12 protein-coding genes and 3 pseudogenes are annotated in these 14,095 nt (G+C 42.1%); 1 reads left to right on the top strand and 14 read right to left on the bottom strand.

Translation table 11 applies throughout. From position 1 onward, the window contains the following. Positions 1 to 48: 48 nt before the first annotated feature. The 4 genes from AC58U0_RS03100 to AC58U0_RS03115 all read right to left on the bottom strand — a co-directional run bounded on the left by AC58U0_RS03100 (position 49) and on the right by AC58U0_RS03115 (position 4,224). Entirely contained in the window at positions 49 to 933 is an 885-nt protein-coding gene (locus AC58U0_RS03100; RefSeq protein ID WP_497377599.1) for a carbohydrate ABC transporter permease, read from the bottom strand. A gap of 85 nt (positions 934 to 1,018) precedes the next feature. Then, entirely contained in the window at positions 1,019 to 1,984 is a 966-nt protein-coding gene (locus tag AC58U0_RS03105) for an ABC transporter permease (protein ID WP_497377600.1), read from the bottom strand. Positions 1,985 to 2,158: 174 nt separating this feature from the next. Next, the gene (locus AC58U0_RS03110; protein ID WP_497377682.1) at positions 2,159 to 2,920 is read right to left on the bottom strand and encodes a glucose 1-dehydrogenase; all 762 of its coding nucleotides are present in this window, start codon (positions 2,918 to 2,920) and stop codon (positions 2,159 to 2,161) included. A gap of 23 nt (positions 2,921 to 2,943) precedes the next feature. Continuing rightward, positions 2,944 to 4,224 carry a glycoside hydrolase family 1 protein gene (locus AC58U0_RS03115; RefSeq protein ID WP_497377601.1) on the bottom strand — a complete coding sequence of 427 codons (1,281 nt, stop codon included), beginning with the start codon at positions 4,222 to 4,224 and terminating at the stop codon, positions 2,944 to 2,946. 304 nt (positions 4,225 to 4,528) lie between these two features. Here AC58U0_RS03115 and AC58U0_RS03120 point away from each other — a divergent pair, with 304 nt between their 5' ends. Continuing rightward, complete coding sequence (locus tag AC58U0_RS03120; RefSeq protein WP_497377603.1) at positions 4,529 to 5,338, top strand: SDR family NAD(P)-dependent oxidoreductase; 810 nt, start codon at positions 4,529 to 4,531, stop codon at positions 5,336 to 5,338. Positions 5,339 to 5,471: 133 nt separating this feature from the next. Here the strand turns inward: AC58U0_RS03120 and AC58U0_RS03125 are convergent. From AC58U0_RS03125 to AC58U0_RS03170, 10 genes and pseudogenes are all read right to left on the bottom strand, one after another. Beyond that, positions 5,472 to 6,050, bottom strand: a pseudogene (locus tag AC58U0_RS03125) (spore germination protein); the annotation flags it as partial. A 351-nt stretch (positions 6,051 to 6,401) separates the two neighbouring features. Next, positions 6,402 to 7,326, bottom strand: a pseudogene (gene msrB, locus AC58U0_RS03130) (peptide-methionine (R)-S-oxide reductase MsrB). 138 nt (positions 7,327 to 7,464) lie between these two features. Continuing rightward, positions 7,465 to 7,887, bottom strand: a pseudogene (locus AC58U0_RS03135) (DinB family protein); the annotation flags it as partial. A gap of 343 nt (positions 7,888 to 8,230) precedes the next feature. Continuing rightward, positions 8,231 to 8,464 carry an aquaporin gene (locus AC58U0_RS03140; RefSeq protein WP_497377683.1) on the bottom strand — a complete coding sequence of 78 codons (234 nt, stop codon included), beginning with the start codon at positions 8,462 to 8,464 and terminating at the stop codon, positions 8,231 to 8,233. A gap of 52 nt (positions 8,465 to 8,516) precedes the next feature. Next, entirely contained in the window at positions 8,517 to 8,903 is a 387-nt protein-coding gene (locus tag AC58U0_RS03145) for a hypothetical protein (protein ID WP_497377604.1), read from the bottom strand. Positions 8,904 to 9,235: 332 nt separating this feature from the next. Next, the gene (locus tag AC58U0_RS03150; RefSeq protein ID WP_497377684.1) at positions 9,236 to 9,901 is read right to left on the bottom strand and encodes a response regulator; all 666 of its coding nucleotides are present in this window, start codon (positions 9,899 to 9,901) and stop codon (positions 9,236 to 9,238) included. After that, complete coding sequence (locus AC58U0_RS03155) at positions 9,895 to 11,112, bottom strand: sensor histidine kinase (RefSeq protein ID WP_497377605.1); 1,218 nt, start codon at positions 11,110 to 11,112, stop codon at positions 9,895 to 9,897. Before AC58U0_RS03155 ends, AC58U0_RS03150 begins: the two co-directional genes overlap by 7 nt. 693 nt (positions 11,113 to 11,805) lie before the next feature. After that, positions 11,806 to 12,489, bottom strand: coding sequence for an MOSC domain-containing protein (locus tag AC58U0_RS03160; protein WP_497377607.1), 684 nt, complete (start codon positions 12,487 to 12,489; stop codon positions 11,806 to 11,808). Between the two features lie 11 nt (positions 12,490 to 12,500). Further along, entirely contained in the window at positions 12,501 to 12,662 is a 162-nt protein-coding gene (locus AC58U0_RS03165) for a hypothetical protein (protein ID WP_497377608.1), read from the bottom strand. 154 nt (positions 12,663 to 12,816) lie between these two features. Continuing rightward, positions 12,817 to 14,004, bottom strand: a complete 1,188-nt coding sequence (locus AC58U0_RS03170) for an epoxide hydrolase family protein (RefSeq protein ID WP_497377609.1) — start codon at positions 14,002 to 14,004, stop codon at positions 12,817 to 12,819. Between the last annotated feature and the right edge of the window lie 91 nt (positions 14,005 to 14,095).

Raw genomic sequence — 14,095 nt, forward strand, 5'->3', positions numbered from 1 at the left:
ATAAGTCAGTTGTGGCGCCAACGCATATGGGGAAATCCAATCGGCACCTTATCCTTTTACAGCACCAATCATAATTCCTTTGATAAAGTATTTTTGGAAGAATGGGTACGCCACCAAGATCGGTAGGACCCCAATTACTGCAATGGCCATTTTCACAGCATCTGTAGGCATTTGTTGTAGAGCATCGCCTGTATTGTTCGTCATATTAGTTGTTATGAATTGAATATCCTGCATGATACGATTAAGCAAATTTTGTATACTAAAAAGTTTGGGGTTGGTAATATAAATCATGCCCAGCTGCCAATCATTCCAGTACATAATACATTCAAAGAGACCAATCGTCGCCAATATGGGGGTTGACAGTGGAAGTACAATTGACCAGAAGGTCCTGTATTCTCCAGCTCCGTCAATTTGTGCGGATTCGATTAAGGCACCTGGAATTGTCGTTTGAAAAAAGGTTCTCATTAACATCACATAAAATCCGTTCATCAGGAGCCCCGGTACAATCAAGGACCAGATCGTATTCTTAATATGGAAGATTTGTGTATACACCAAGTAGGAGGGAACCAATCCTCCATTGAATAACATGGTGAAGAAGACGATAAACATAATCAAATTGCGATGCGGGGTCACACTTCTAGATAACGGGTAAGCCAGAAGCGCTGTTATGGCTACCCCTAATACCGTTCCAACTACCGTAACGAAGACTGTTACTCCGTAAGCGCGAGCAATGTCTCCCCCTCTTTCGTATAAATACTCATAAGCTGCCGTACTAAACGTATGAGGGATGAAGGAATAGCCGTGAGCTATAATGTCATTCTGATCCGTAAACGAAGCTGAAATAAGTAATATGAACGGGAGAATACATATGACTGTGAACAAGAACATCGTAATATGGCTGAACCACGTCAAGCCTCTGCTTTCATTTCTCATGAGCTGTCTACCTCCTCAAAGTTTTCTGCGATACTTCCTGATTATGCATCTTGACGAGCAGAAAACTCGCTTCGGAAGCATTCGCTTAGAACAATGCGCTATCTTTGCTGTACATTCGCACCATATAGTTTGCAAGAATAACAAGTACAAATCCAACGATAGATTGATATACACCTGCTGCTGTGGACAAGCCAATATCACCATTGCCCGTTAATCCTTTAAATACGTACGTATCGATCGTAGCCGTTGTGTTAAATAATGCACCTGAATTCATAGGAACCTGATAAAATAAACCGAAATCAGAGTAGAAAATTCTTCCGATGCTGAGTAGCGTCAACATGATGATGACTGGTGTTAGAATCGGCAAGGTAATATGGCGGATCTGCTGCAATCGGCTTGCGCCATCGAGTCTCGCAGCTTCATAATACTCTTCATCAATCCCAAGCAATGCCGCAAAGAAAACAATGCTCGAATAGCCAACGCTTTTCCAGAAGTGAACCAAAGTTAGAATCCAAGGCCAATACTTTTCCTCGGTGTACCAAGAAACGCCATCCTTTATACCAAACCAAGGAAGAACAGTGTGATTCATGAATCCCGTATCCGCACTTAAGAGGGCATATACCAAATAGCTGACGATGACCATGGAAATCAGGTGCGGCAAAGTAATCACGCTTTGATAAAATTTAATTAAGATTTTGTTTTTAATCTCATTCAACAAGATCGCACAAGCAAGGGACAAAAAGGTTCCTACAACAATAAATAATAGGTTGTATAGAATCGTATTTCGAGTAATGATAAAAGCGTCCGATGTCTTAAAGAGATATTCAAAGTTTTTAAATCCAACCCAGTCACTCTCAAGAATGCCTTTAGCAAAATTTATTTTTTTGAAGGCAATGACGATCCCTAACATCGGGAGATAGTTATTAAACAACAGGTAAAGAAGTCCAGGGGCCATCATGGTTAGAAGCGGCAAGTATTTACGGTACCGATTTTCTCTTTTCTTGTACTGGATACCCACCCGCGGTACAGTCGCTGATACGGCTTTTTCCATTTAAAGTTCCTTCCTTTCCGTTTTATGCTCAAATGTCTTACCTTGATCATAATGGATACACTATCGTCCAACTAACAATCTAACGACTTCCTATTGACGTTTTAACGACATTTCTCTTCTCTGAAATAAAAAAAGACTGAGCGGGGAAAACGCCCGTTCAGCCTTTCATTTGCCTCAATAGGACGTCCAGCCACCATCAGCCGTGATGACAGTCCCATTCACAAATTTAGAATCCTCGGATGCAAGGAAAAGAGCAACGGTAGCAATTTCACTCGGGTCCACCGGTTCGCGCCGTTGAGTGCCAGCTCCTTCTTGAAATACCTGAAAAGCATCCATGTCAATATTGCCCATCGTATTCATGATGCTGGTTCGAACACCGCCTGGTGCGATGGCATTACAGCGAATGCCGGATTTCGCGTACATGTAACCAACGTTTTTGGTAAGCCCCACTAAACCATGCTTGGAGGAAGTATAGGCAACTCCCCCTTTACCCCCAGTTATTCCTGCGGCGGAAGCAATATTTACAATCACTCCCTCCCCCTGTCTCAACATGAACGGCAGCGCTTTGCGAATGGCACGCATTGGACCTGTCAGATTAATGGCTAATACCCGCTCCCACAAATCATCCTCAATGGTTTCAATTAATCTGAAGCCATCCATGATTCCTGCATTGTTCACGAGGATGTCGACGCTTCCAAATGCTTCGGAAGCCCTTTCCACCATGGACTGGATGTCCTCTTCCTTCATGACATTCGCGACAACGCCGACGGCTGTACCCCCTTTTTCGCTAATCGCGTCGACAACGGCTAAGATGGCGTCCTCATTCAGGTCCGCTACCACGACCTTAGCGCCCTCCTCCGCATACAGTTCCGCAATCGCTTTACCAACACCTGAAGCAGCTCCTGTCACAATAGCTACTTTATTTTGTAGTCTCATACCCATTTCCCTATCTCCTCTTCTTAAATCGTATTTACTCTAGCAATGTTTCCTAGATGAACGCCGCTAGGTTTAATAGTTCGCTCCTGGGTGGTACGGTCCACTTCAATGAGTCCAAAACGCTTAGAGAAGCCAAGCTGCCACTCAAAATTATCCATCAAGGACCAATGCATATAGCCCAAAACCTGGAGTCCGTCCGAAATACAATCATGGACACCTTTCAAGGCCTGATCGATGAAGGCAATACGACGTGTATCATCATCCGTTGCTATGCCATTTTCAGTAATCATAATCGGCATTTTCAGATGTGTGCTAACATATCGGACAACTGCCCCAAGTGCCTCCGGGTAAAATTCGTTCCCCATTTGTGTCGTCTCTGCATCTTCTGACACGGGGAGAAGGCCATCTGGTCCATATACGGCACGTGTATAGTTTTGCAACCCGAAAAAGTCATCATCCTGCAAGTATGGAACAAATTGAACAAACTCCTCCTGCCATGCATATCTCGCATGTTCTTCTCCGCCAGGAGTACTCTGTATGTCATATAGCGATAAGGTAACTCCGACTTTGGTTTCCGGACTAATCTGCCGAATGGCTGCTCTCGCTTCCACATGCGCTTGAAAGATAACGGCCAGACCTTGCTCCGAGCGTGGTGCCAAAAACGAGTGAACCTCGGTAGGAGGTACTCCAAACGCTTTACTTAGTTCCACGTAGTATTTTTGCATTTGCGCCGCCATTTTCTCCATATTCATGCCGACCTGTGCACCAGGAGAGCCAGATTTGGCTTCGTATCTCTTCATAATTTTCTTGATCCCAATGGAGATATTCGCTTCATTAATCGTACATACATAGGGAATCAATTCGCCTAATTCACGCATGACATGTGTACAGTAGCGGGCAAATCGGGCAGGCGTAGCGGCCGACTCCCAGCCTCCCTCCCGAATGAGCCATTGCGGCGAACTGAAGTGATGGAGAGTTACTATCGGAGTTATATTATTTTCTTTACATGCACGCATAACTTCCCGATAATGTTCGATTTCTGAAGCTTCGAATCGCCCCTCCTCTGGCTCGATTCGAGCCCATTCAATCGAGAACCTGTAGGAATTCAATCCCAATTTAGCCATCTCAGCAATATCATTTTTAAACCGGTTATAGTGATCGACAGCGCTGCCTGACGGTTCCTTGAACACCGATCCCTCCAAGTTTTCCATCAGCCAAAAATCAGAATTTGTATTATTACCCTCTACCTGATGCGCTGCAGTGGATGCCCCCCATAAAAAACCTTCTGGAAATTGAAGTGCCATGCCTACTCCTCCTTAAGTTCAATTCATAATAGTTGCATTTCCATTTTATAAAGATCCTCTAGAAGTAACTAACAATCTAACGACTCTTCACTGACGTTTTGACGACTTTCGTAAAAACAAAAATAGACCTATTCGGCTAGGTCTCTACATTAAAAAGAATGAATAAATTGTCGTTTAATTACCAGAATAAAGTCGGCAAAACGTTAGTGAAGAACCATGAATTGACTTAAGGTATTAGTAACTACTAGTCATCCTGACAAGCTCCAATTACAGAATCTACTTAATCATTAGGAGGATTTTATTCATGACAGACTTCACTAGTGTACAAAACAAAGTCGCAATTGTTACTGGCGCTTCTGATGGCCTTGGTAAGGCAATTGCAATGTGCTATGCAGAAAATGGGATGAAGGTCGTTATATCTGATATTAATGACGAAAAGGGTTCTAGCGTAGTTGAAGAAATTAAATCTACAGGCGGAGAGGCGTCTTTCTTTAAAACGGATGTCAGCAAAGAGGAAGATGTCATTGGATTGGTTGATTTTACCATTAAAACCTATGGCCGATTAGACGGTATTGTAAATAATGCCGGTATTAGTGCCGACAATAGGCCGACTCATGAATATTCAATATCTGAATTTGATAAGTTAACGTCTATTGACTTAAAGGGTGTATTTCTGGGTATGAAGTTTGGAATCGAAGCGATTCTTAAGTCTAAAGCATCGGCAGGTTTCGTAATAAATATTGCATCTTTAGCTGGCTTGTTAGGCAATAGTTCCATGGCTATTTATACTTCGGCCAAGCATGGCGTTGTAGGTCTTACAAAGAGCGCGGCACTCGATTATGCACCTTATAACATCACAGTCAATGCGATTTGTCCAGGAACCATCAAGACCTCGATTTGGGGGAATGCACCTGAAGAGGTTATTCAACAATATGCAAAGTTACTATCTCCAAATGGAAGACTAGGCGATCCAAAAGAAGTAGCAAATTTAGCTTTATTTTTAGCCTCTGATTTGGCTCGTTATATTAGTGGTTCAGCAATTACAATCGATGCTGGCTCTAGCGCTGGTAAGCTAACACCCTCCCAATGGACTCATCCGGAAATATTGGATTAAATTATACTTGTTTGCAATTGCATCCATCGTTATATCGGTTGTACTACTATGTGGATTGCTTACGCTAAACGAAGGGCTTGCTAACAATTAAAGACAAGGCAGGACGCGAACAATGACGGAAGGGAAAGGAACCTCACTTCTTCCCTTCAGATATTCGAATAGCTAGAGCCGGGGGCATAATTGAATGATTATAAGCTACAAACGACACATACAGGGAAGACAAAGTTGAAGAAAGAAAAAAAGCGCAATATCGCATAATTCTCATGACCGAACTGAATATCCATTTTTGCGCATAATCGTCAGGTGTCTGAAATTCTTGTAAAATCAATAAAGGTACAATGATTACAAATGAGAAGTTATCACATAGTATAGCTACACGTCCCTCAGCCATATTAGCAACGGTTACATCAACTCGTTCGGTCAGCTTATATTGAGGCCAAATCGATAAAGGATTATCTTCGGTTAGTTCAGTTATGACGGAAATCGAATGGACGATATCGATGTCGATCCGGTCTAATCTACTGCATATCTCTTCAATAATTTGGAGATTGGCTACGTTTTTTAGCCAAACGATTCTTACTTTCGTATGGGAAGTCCTTCCTAACTCCATCTGTCTAAACATTAAGTTTTGGGAAGGCGATCTCATTCTTAACAAGTTACAGTTTTTATTTATGTCAGTTGTAAACGCTTCATTTCCACTCTGAATAGAGGGCTCTGTTTCTGATTTTCAGCTGCTTCACGCTTTGGTAATGGGATAACTAAAGCAAACTCTGCATCATTACTTGTTATTGCAACATGACCTGTTAGGATAGCTTCTAATTTATGTAAAAAAAACTGCAAATTCGTTTAATGGAAATTAAAAATGCAGCCCCAACTTTTAAATGGGCTGCATTACTTTATTCCTTGTTCATATTTAATTCAGCTTTCATTTCACTTTAGGATATACGGACCACTTATTCATTTCATATAGGCATTAGTTGGCATTTAAAAACAGCAGTACAAATCAACTTTGAACTGCTGCTTTTTACATCTTGTGATGCCTTTGTAATAGAACAGTTATAACTTATTTACTTCTGAATTGCGTAGCATAAGCCCCATATCCTCGTTTTACAAGATCTGCTTTCGGAATGAATTCCATCGCTGCAGAGTTCACGCAAAATCGTAAACCCGTTGGTTCAGGTCCGTCTTTGAACACGTCGCCCAAGAATGAATCCGCATATCGGCTTCTAACTTCGCTCCCAAAAAATAATTTGCGTTTAAGCACAACGTTTTCTAACTCCAACGGCTTTGTAAAACTAGGCCAGCCCGTACGTGCATCATATTTGTCCTTAGAGCTAAATAGCGGCTCGCCAGAAACGATATCTACGTAGATACCCTCATCTTCGTTATCCCAGTATTCGTTACCAAACGGCATCTCATCCACGCCATGCTGCGTTACGTTAAACTGGAGTTCAGTCAGTGTTTTCAACTTTTCTGCTTTATTAAACTCACCATTAAAGCAATTGTTTGAGTTACTTTTCATTTCGCGATCACTCCCCCAAATTTTATTCAAAGAAAAAACCGCGTCCAGAGTTGAATTCGCTCACCTTGTACCTTTTAGTTAAGCGGGCTTTTTCATAATAGTCTTGATGCTCGTCCTCGGCTTTGTAAAACTTTGTTGCAACTTCGATCCTCGTTACGACCGGTTTATGGAATCGTTTAGATGAATCCAATTCCTTTCGCGATGTTTCCGCCAACTCTTTTTGTTGATCGCTCGTGTAAAAGATGGCCGATTGATTTTCACTGCCCGTAGGATTAACGTTTCTCCAGAAAGTTTGTAGCAACTCGTCATACGTAATCACATTCGGATTAAAATGAACTTCGACCGATTCGAGATGATCCGTAGTTTTAGAAACGACTTCTTTATATGTGGGACTTTTTTTATGTCCACCTGTATAGCCGGTATACACATTCGTGACGCCGTCAAGCTTCTGGAAATTGTCTTCCATGTGCCAGAAGCAGCCGCCAGCAAAAATAGCGATATTGAAAGGCGTATTCGGGTTCTCATTAATTTTCGGCAAAACATCTTGAGCCTCGGTGACTTCCAATTTCAACGATTTAATCATGCCGTAAACGATTCCTTGGTGATAAAACATATGCAACGAAGTTGAGTAGATGAGCTCGCCAATATTTTGGGCTTGCAGGAAGTTCTCTTTCACTGGCTCATTTAATCTATCTTTCAACGTCTCGTGGATAAAATAACGGAGCTCTTTCAGCTTGGTAATCAATACATCCCATTCAGGCGGTTCTTCTTTCCAATCCGTTGGTTTCGAACCATAAGCGAAAAAAGATTTATAGCTTTCAGGAATGATAACCGGTTGCTCAGAAAGACCTAACACATCGAACTGCGTAATGATAAGAACGTGCCCCAGATGCCAATGAATATTGTTTTTAAACCCATTAGGAATGACCCTGCGTTTATCTGGAGGACACTGATTGAATACATTAATCAATTGATTTATATGTTTGTCAAATACGCGAAATACGAATTCAGCTCTCATTTTATACATCCTCCAGTTATTTAATTACGGTTTATTTCCTTCTCGCCATTGTGCGGCATAAAGGCCGTATTACACTTTATTGTGAAAAACATTAATGCACCATCAAGCTAGATTTATCAAAAGCATTAAATCCACTCAGTTCAAACAGTTTTCTTCTTGCAGGTTCCACATTTAGTAGATTTGCCTAATGAACGTCGAAATGTATTGCACCATTTGTTCACTTATCACAAATGATAACGTAGGTGGCGTTGTTGGTTATCCGGAAGAGGACTTGATATGCTGAGGCGAGTGTTTTGAATTTTATCATGGATAAATCTATCCTCTCTCGAATTAATTTTTTTCGTGGATCTGATTATATACGATCGATGCAATTACAGCTCCAAGAACTGTTGCTACAAGGTAAATCCAAAAGATTTTCCGTCGTTCCCGATACAATCGCAGGACCAAAGGAACGGACTGGGTTCATTGATCCCCCGCAAATTGGTCCGGCAAACATGACCATTAATCCAACAGTTGCGCCAATCGCCATACCAGCAAAGGCTTTAACCGCATTGCCATGAACCCCAGAACCTAATATCACCATCATAAGGATGAAGGTTAATATGTTTTTTGTACTTCGAATTCCAAAATGTTTGTGCTTAAGTGGAATGGGCAATTGACTCTTGTCTGAATTTCCCACAATCAAAAAACTCGCGGCATGCCACCAAATGCTCTGTCAAGCTAACTGAATCATTTTTGCTACCTATCTCATCTAATTTTTTGACCAGCGCAGTTGCTTCATCAAACATGATGGCGCGGCCTATATATGTTATCGAAAACTCCATCAAGTAATAACCATTGCCGTTTTCATTTGCCGTATTCAAGATCAAGGTTACATCCGATGATGAATTGTCTTCATCTTCACCTTCATACGAATAAATATGGATTGCCCACATTTTAGAGCAATCATCATGCCTGTACTTGTACTTGTCCAGTTCAAACCAGCCCTTTTTCATACATTCCCTTCCTTTCCCGACTAATTCCATACTTTCACCTCCCTTTAATGTGTCTGTTGCGTCGTGCAAATTAGTCCATTGGCTATCGGTCTGCCTATATGAACTCAATGAATTTTTGGCCTCCATTCGGAAAATCTCGTATACCTTTTTCGAGAAAAAAATAAACCGCTTAAAAAAAACGGTTTTTTTCATCATATGTTAAATAGGAATAGTTCTGCGTCGTCGAGGTAACTTCGATTATAACAAGGATAGAATGTAAGCAAATCTGCGAAAAGTCATGAACCGCATAAAAAAGAGGCCAAACATTTGATCGCAAAGCATGATAATTTTCATGCTTCCATGCCAAAAGTCATGCCCCTTGATCATAAAAGATGACGTACGGAAAATACGGCAGCTTGTGTCCTATCGCGTAGCCCCAGCTTCGCTATCAGATTGGAAACGTGATTTTTCACGGTACCTTCCGTAAGATAAAGCAAGCTAGCAATTTCTTTATTATTGAGCCCTTGACCCAACAATTCGAGTACATCTTTCTCTCGTTCAGTCAATAGTCTCAGCTCATCCGGCTCATTTTTACTTAAAGGGTGTTCCTGACCCAGGCTCATATCTGACATTTTTTTAAATTCTTTGAGAAGCATCCTCGTGATATCGTGTTGAAACACCGTCCCTCCACAGTACACCGATTGAATTCCACTAATTATCGCCTCCGACGGCATATCCTTCAATAAATATCCATGAACCCCTTTCTCCAATACTTTCAAAATAAGTTCCGCATCGTCGAAAGTAGTCAGAATCAATACCTTCGTCTCTGGAAAGTGCTTGAGGATCAATTCTGTTCCTTCCACGCCATCCATTCCCGGCATTCGAATATCCATCAACACTACGTCCGGCTGCCACTCAATTACTTTGGCAAAGGCATCTCTCCCATCCTCAGCGGTTCCAACCACTTCCATACCCGGCTCCATACCGATGATGGTCGCAAGACCGTCTCTCAAAAGCCGCTGATCGTCGACAATCAGGATTTTCAATATTGTCGCTCCATTTCCGTTTTAGTATAAGGAAACTTAACTTCAACTGCAAAGCCTGTCTTCTGATCCATCCTAAAATGTACTTCTCCGTTCCACTCCCTCACCCTTTCTTGCAAATTCATCAAACCAAACCCCAGCTTAAGTTCAGCAGGCAGCTCTCCATCATTACGTATGTTAAGAGAAAATCCGGTTTCGGCATAAGCCAACAAAATAAACACTTTGGTCGCATGACCATGCTTCTGAGCATTGGTAAGGGATTCCTGTACAATTCGATAAGCCGTTAATTGAAGATCTCCAGGGAGGGCAAAGGGTATACCCTCGACTTCAAAAACGGTATGCACCCTTGCAAATTTGCTAAACTCTTCTGCTAAGCAGGTAAGGTTTTCATTTAAAGACAGAGACGTAATAGACTCTTCTCGTATAGCCCTTACGGAAAGACGTACCTCTTGCAAGGCGGACCTAATTAAATCCTCTCCTTCCAAGTACGCTTGCTCACTGCCTAAAGAATCCAACCTGCTTAACTTGCGAGCCATTTGCATTTGAACCAATAATGCCGTTAGTTTATTACCAACCGCATCATGAATATCCCGTGCAATTCTCACTCTTTCCCTCGCGGCTGCCCACTCCTCCGTCTGGAGTGCATACTCCCTCAGCCGGTCGTGGGATTTCATCAATTTTGCATACAGTTGCATTGTATCCATACGTGCCTTTTGATGGAAATTAATCAAAGAACTCACAATACATGCAAACACAATGAACGAAGAGGAAATATAATAGCTTGTTTCATCAAACCGTTGATACATATACCAATCAATGCTGCCCATCGTAACCATATAGAGTGATAGTAAACATATACAAGAGATGATGAGCGCTCGGGTATTCTTTACAAACATGAAGATCGCTAAAGCCGTAATTCCATTAAATAGATCATTCGGGAATTTGCCGCCGATGTAAACATAGCCATAGGAAGCGGATACCAAGAAATCGATGATCAGCAAGTGTAATAGCCAATGCTTTTTCATGCTGGAGTAATATAGATTAACAAAAAGAAAAACCATCAATGAAAGTACAACAATACTTAGTGTCCTAAAGATCGCAAGCGAATGTTCAAAATAAAACTCCCCGGCCAAGACTAAATCAAAAACGAGCTTCAGCCCGAAAAGCCATCTCAATGAAAAAGGATTTTTCCATATGCTTTCAGTTACTTTCAGCATCGTCCATTACTCCCTTATCATGCAACTCCATGTTAACTAAAGTTGAAAATACCGAAGCTTGAACGGGACTATCGGAAGGTCAAGTTTCGGCTCTAAGGATATATATTTAGCCGCCGTCCTTTTATGTTAAAGAGGATAGTAATTCTTTAACTAACATGTCAAATCTGCTTCAAGTAATTGCGCGGCTGTAATCCAGTGTCTGCAGGCGGGTCACCTTTATGTCGGCATCCTCTGCTCCGCGTGAACCATTCATTCCCATACAGACATATTCATTTCAAAAATTCGGGCTTAATTTCCCCCTGTCTGATATAGTCTTAACCATAGCGCGGAGTCCTATTAATGTATTAATAAAATTCCACATTTAGCGTTTTGAATAATTCTCCTCATTGTTTGAGCAGTACGCTCTTTGTTTCTTATTACGACCTATAAGGAAGTATAAGAGAAATCAAATACTCTTCGGGAGATTCAATTAGATTCTTCAATTTAATCATCAATTTAATCATCAATTATAACATCTACTTCAATTGAAAAATCTTGATCCACGTCTTCGTATTTTTTGATGAGTGCACTTAATGTATGCAAACACACGTATTAACCTGCCCGATACTTCAACGAGGCTGCCGATTGATGCCGGCAGCCTCGTCCTAGTTTTTATTGAGCAAACGTCTCCGTTAGTTTCAAATAATTTGAAAATTAGTTATGACCTTGCAATCGATCGCGTATATCCGTCTCATATCCTAATAAACGATTAGCAAAAGTCTGTCTCCAGTTCACCGAAAGCTCGTCGACTTCAAGAATGCGTCTTATTGCTTCCCAATTATTCTTATCATCATGCATGATGCGATTTGCAAAGGCAACTGTAATGGATTTCGGGTGAGCTAAAATTTGTTCCAACTTGTCGTTAATGGTGACATTACCTTCCTTCATAACACGGAAATAAAAGCCAGAGTAACCGGACACTTGAACTTTTAGAGGCATTTCAGAGTTTTGGTATCGAATTGATAGTTTAAAGCAAGGTTGTCGTGGCTGACTAACTTGTAAGATAGCTTCTCCCAATGTAAAAATATCACCGATACAAACATCCGTTTCTACAAGTCCGCTAACCGTTAGATTTTCTCCAAAAGCTCCATAATCCAATGTTGTCTGCAATTCTCTCTCCCAAAAGGGATAATGTTCATAAGAATACACACATACTGCCTTCTCTCGCCCACCGTGATGAACAAGATCCGCCTGTCCATCACGTTCGAAATTGTCCCAGGATAAATATAATGATTCATGCACAGGTAACTTGAAAATTCCTGTAGAAATCTCTTTGTTGTTATAAAGAACTTTGAGTGGTTTACTGATATTTAGTGAAATAAGCTCACCGTTAATCATTTGTATTCACCTCACACTACAATCTTTTCGTTGTCGTAAATCCACCTGGCGTCAATAAAGCCGCGTGTATAGGCCCAATAGAACATAGCTTCCATTTCTGTTGTAATTCCTGGGTACTTTTTAATAAATTTGGTTAGTCGTAATTCCATAAGCTCAATTTCTGCTTGTTCCATTTTTTTCACCTTTCTTGGTTAGAATCGTGTCATGTACACCTTTTATACATGGCACGACAGTTGCTTTCTCGGGTATTCGTTAGTGGTGTGGCGTTACCAAACAGTCAAAAAAGGAGCTGCCTCACGGCAAACTCCTTCATTGTATCTGTTCCAATTAGCGCAGTTTCTTGAATGCCGTACGAAGTTCGGAAGTCATGAACTCCGGTTGCTCCCAAGCTGCGAAGTGTCCGCCTTTAGGAAGTCTGTTGTAGTGGAAAAGGTTCGGATATGCTTTCTCTGTCCAACTCTTCGGTGCTTCATAGAGCTCGTCCGGGAAGACGCTAACGGCAACCGGGAGTTTGACGCCTTTGACGCCAAAGAATGAGAGATCGTTCTCCCCGTAGAGACGAGCCGCAGAAATCGCTGAGTTCGTAAACCAGAAGTGCGAAATGTTGTCTAGAATGTCATCGCGCGTTAGGCCTTCTTTGACTCCGGCAAAAGATCTTGAGATCAGGGCAAGGCTCTTCCAGTCGTGGTCAATCATAAAAGCTGCTAAACCGACAGGCGAATCCACCAGTCCGGTAAGCGTCTGCGGGCGCGTTCCCATGATGAAGGCGTAATAGAATTTATTTTCGGTAACTTGCTCGCACGTTTTCTTTTCTTCGTCAGAAAGGCCGGATGGCAACGGGTTACCGGACCAAATCGCCGCATCAGCGTCGGCCGGAATCACGCCAGGCATGTTGGTGTGAAGGGCAATCAATCCCTTAGGTTCCTGAACACCCATCATGTCAACGACAACCGCTCCCCAGTCGCCGCCCTGAGCTACATACTTCTCATAGCCGAGACGAGTCATCAGTTCGCCATAAGCGCGTGCGATGCGTTTAGGACCCCACCCCTTCGTGGTCGGCTTGCCCGAGTAGCCGTAACCAGGCATCGATGGAATGATGACGTGGAAGGCATCAGACTCGCTTCCGCCGTGTTCCGTCGGATTAGTCAGCGGCTCGATCAGCTTCAGTTGCTCGATAATCGAACCCGGCCATCCGTGCGCAATGAGGATCGGCATCGCGTTCTCATGCTTCGAACGAACGTGGATGAAGTGAATATCCAGACCATCGATCTCGGTAAGGAAATGTGGGAAGGAGTTAATTCTCGACTCGACTTTGCGCCAGTCGTATTCATCTGCCCAGTAACGCGCAAGTTCTTGAATCGTTGCGAGCTGCGTGCCTTGCGATTGGTCCGAAACTGTTTCTTTCTCAGGCCATCTTGTCGCATTGATACGATTGCGTAAATCGATAAGCTCTTCTTCGGGAACATTCACATGAAACGGGCGAATGGCATTTTTTTCTGTAGTTGTTTGTGTCATTTTTTTGTCTCCTTTTGATTTTTGAGTTTGTATGTGATCGAGTTAACCTCGTCTAAATCGATTAGCTTTTGATCATCTACGCTCAGCCCAT

The sequence above is a fragment of the Paenibacillus sp. J31P190 genome (genome assembly GCF_059692075.1).

Coding starts and splice junctions, on each gene's coding strand:
- AC58U0_RS03100 (WP_497377599.1), bottom strand. CDS start 933: ATGAGAAATGAAAGCAGAGGCTTGACGTGGTTCAGCCATATTACGATG.
- AC58U0_RS03105 (WP_497377600.1), bottom strand. CDS start 1,984: ATGGAAAAAGCCGTATCAGCGACTGTACCGCGGGTGGGTATCCAGTAC.
- AC58U0_RS03110 (WP_497377682.1), bottom strand. CDS start 2,920: ATGAGACTACAAAATAAAGTAGCTATTGTGACAGGAGCTGCTTCAGGT.
- AC58U0_RS03115 (WP_497377601.1), bottom strand. CDS start 4,224: ATGGCACTTCAATTTCCAGAAGGTTTTTTATGGGGGGCATCCACTGCA.
- AC58U0_RS03120 (WP_497377603.1), top strand. CDS start 4,529: ATGACAGACTTCACTAGTGTACAAAACAAAGTCGCAATTGTTACTGGC.
- AC58U0_RS03140 (WP_497377683.1), bottom strand. CDS start 8,464: ATGATGGTGATATTAGGTTCTGGGGTTCATGGCAATGCGGTTAAAGCC.
- AC58U0_RS03145 (WP_497377604.1), bottom strand. CDS start 8,903: ATGGAATTAGTCGGGAAAGGAAGGGAATGTATGAAAAAGGGCTGGTTT.
- AC58U0_RS03155 (WP_497377605.1), bottom strand. CDS start 11,112: ATGCTGAAAGTAACTGAAAGCATATGGAAAAATCCTTTTTCATTGAGA.
- AC58U0_RS03160 (WP_497377607.1), bottom strand. CDS start 12,489: ATGATTAACGGTGAGCTTATTTCACTAAATATCAGTAAACCACTCAAA.
- AC58U0_RS03165 (WP_497377608.1), bottom strand. CDS start 12,662: ATGGAACAAGCAGAAATTGAGCTTATGGAATTACGACTAACCAAATTT.
- AC58U0_RS03170 (WP_497377609.1), bottom strand. CDS start 14,004: ATGACACAAACAACTACAGAAAAAAATGCCATTCGCCCGTTTCATGTG.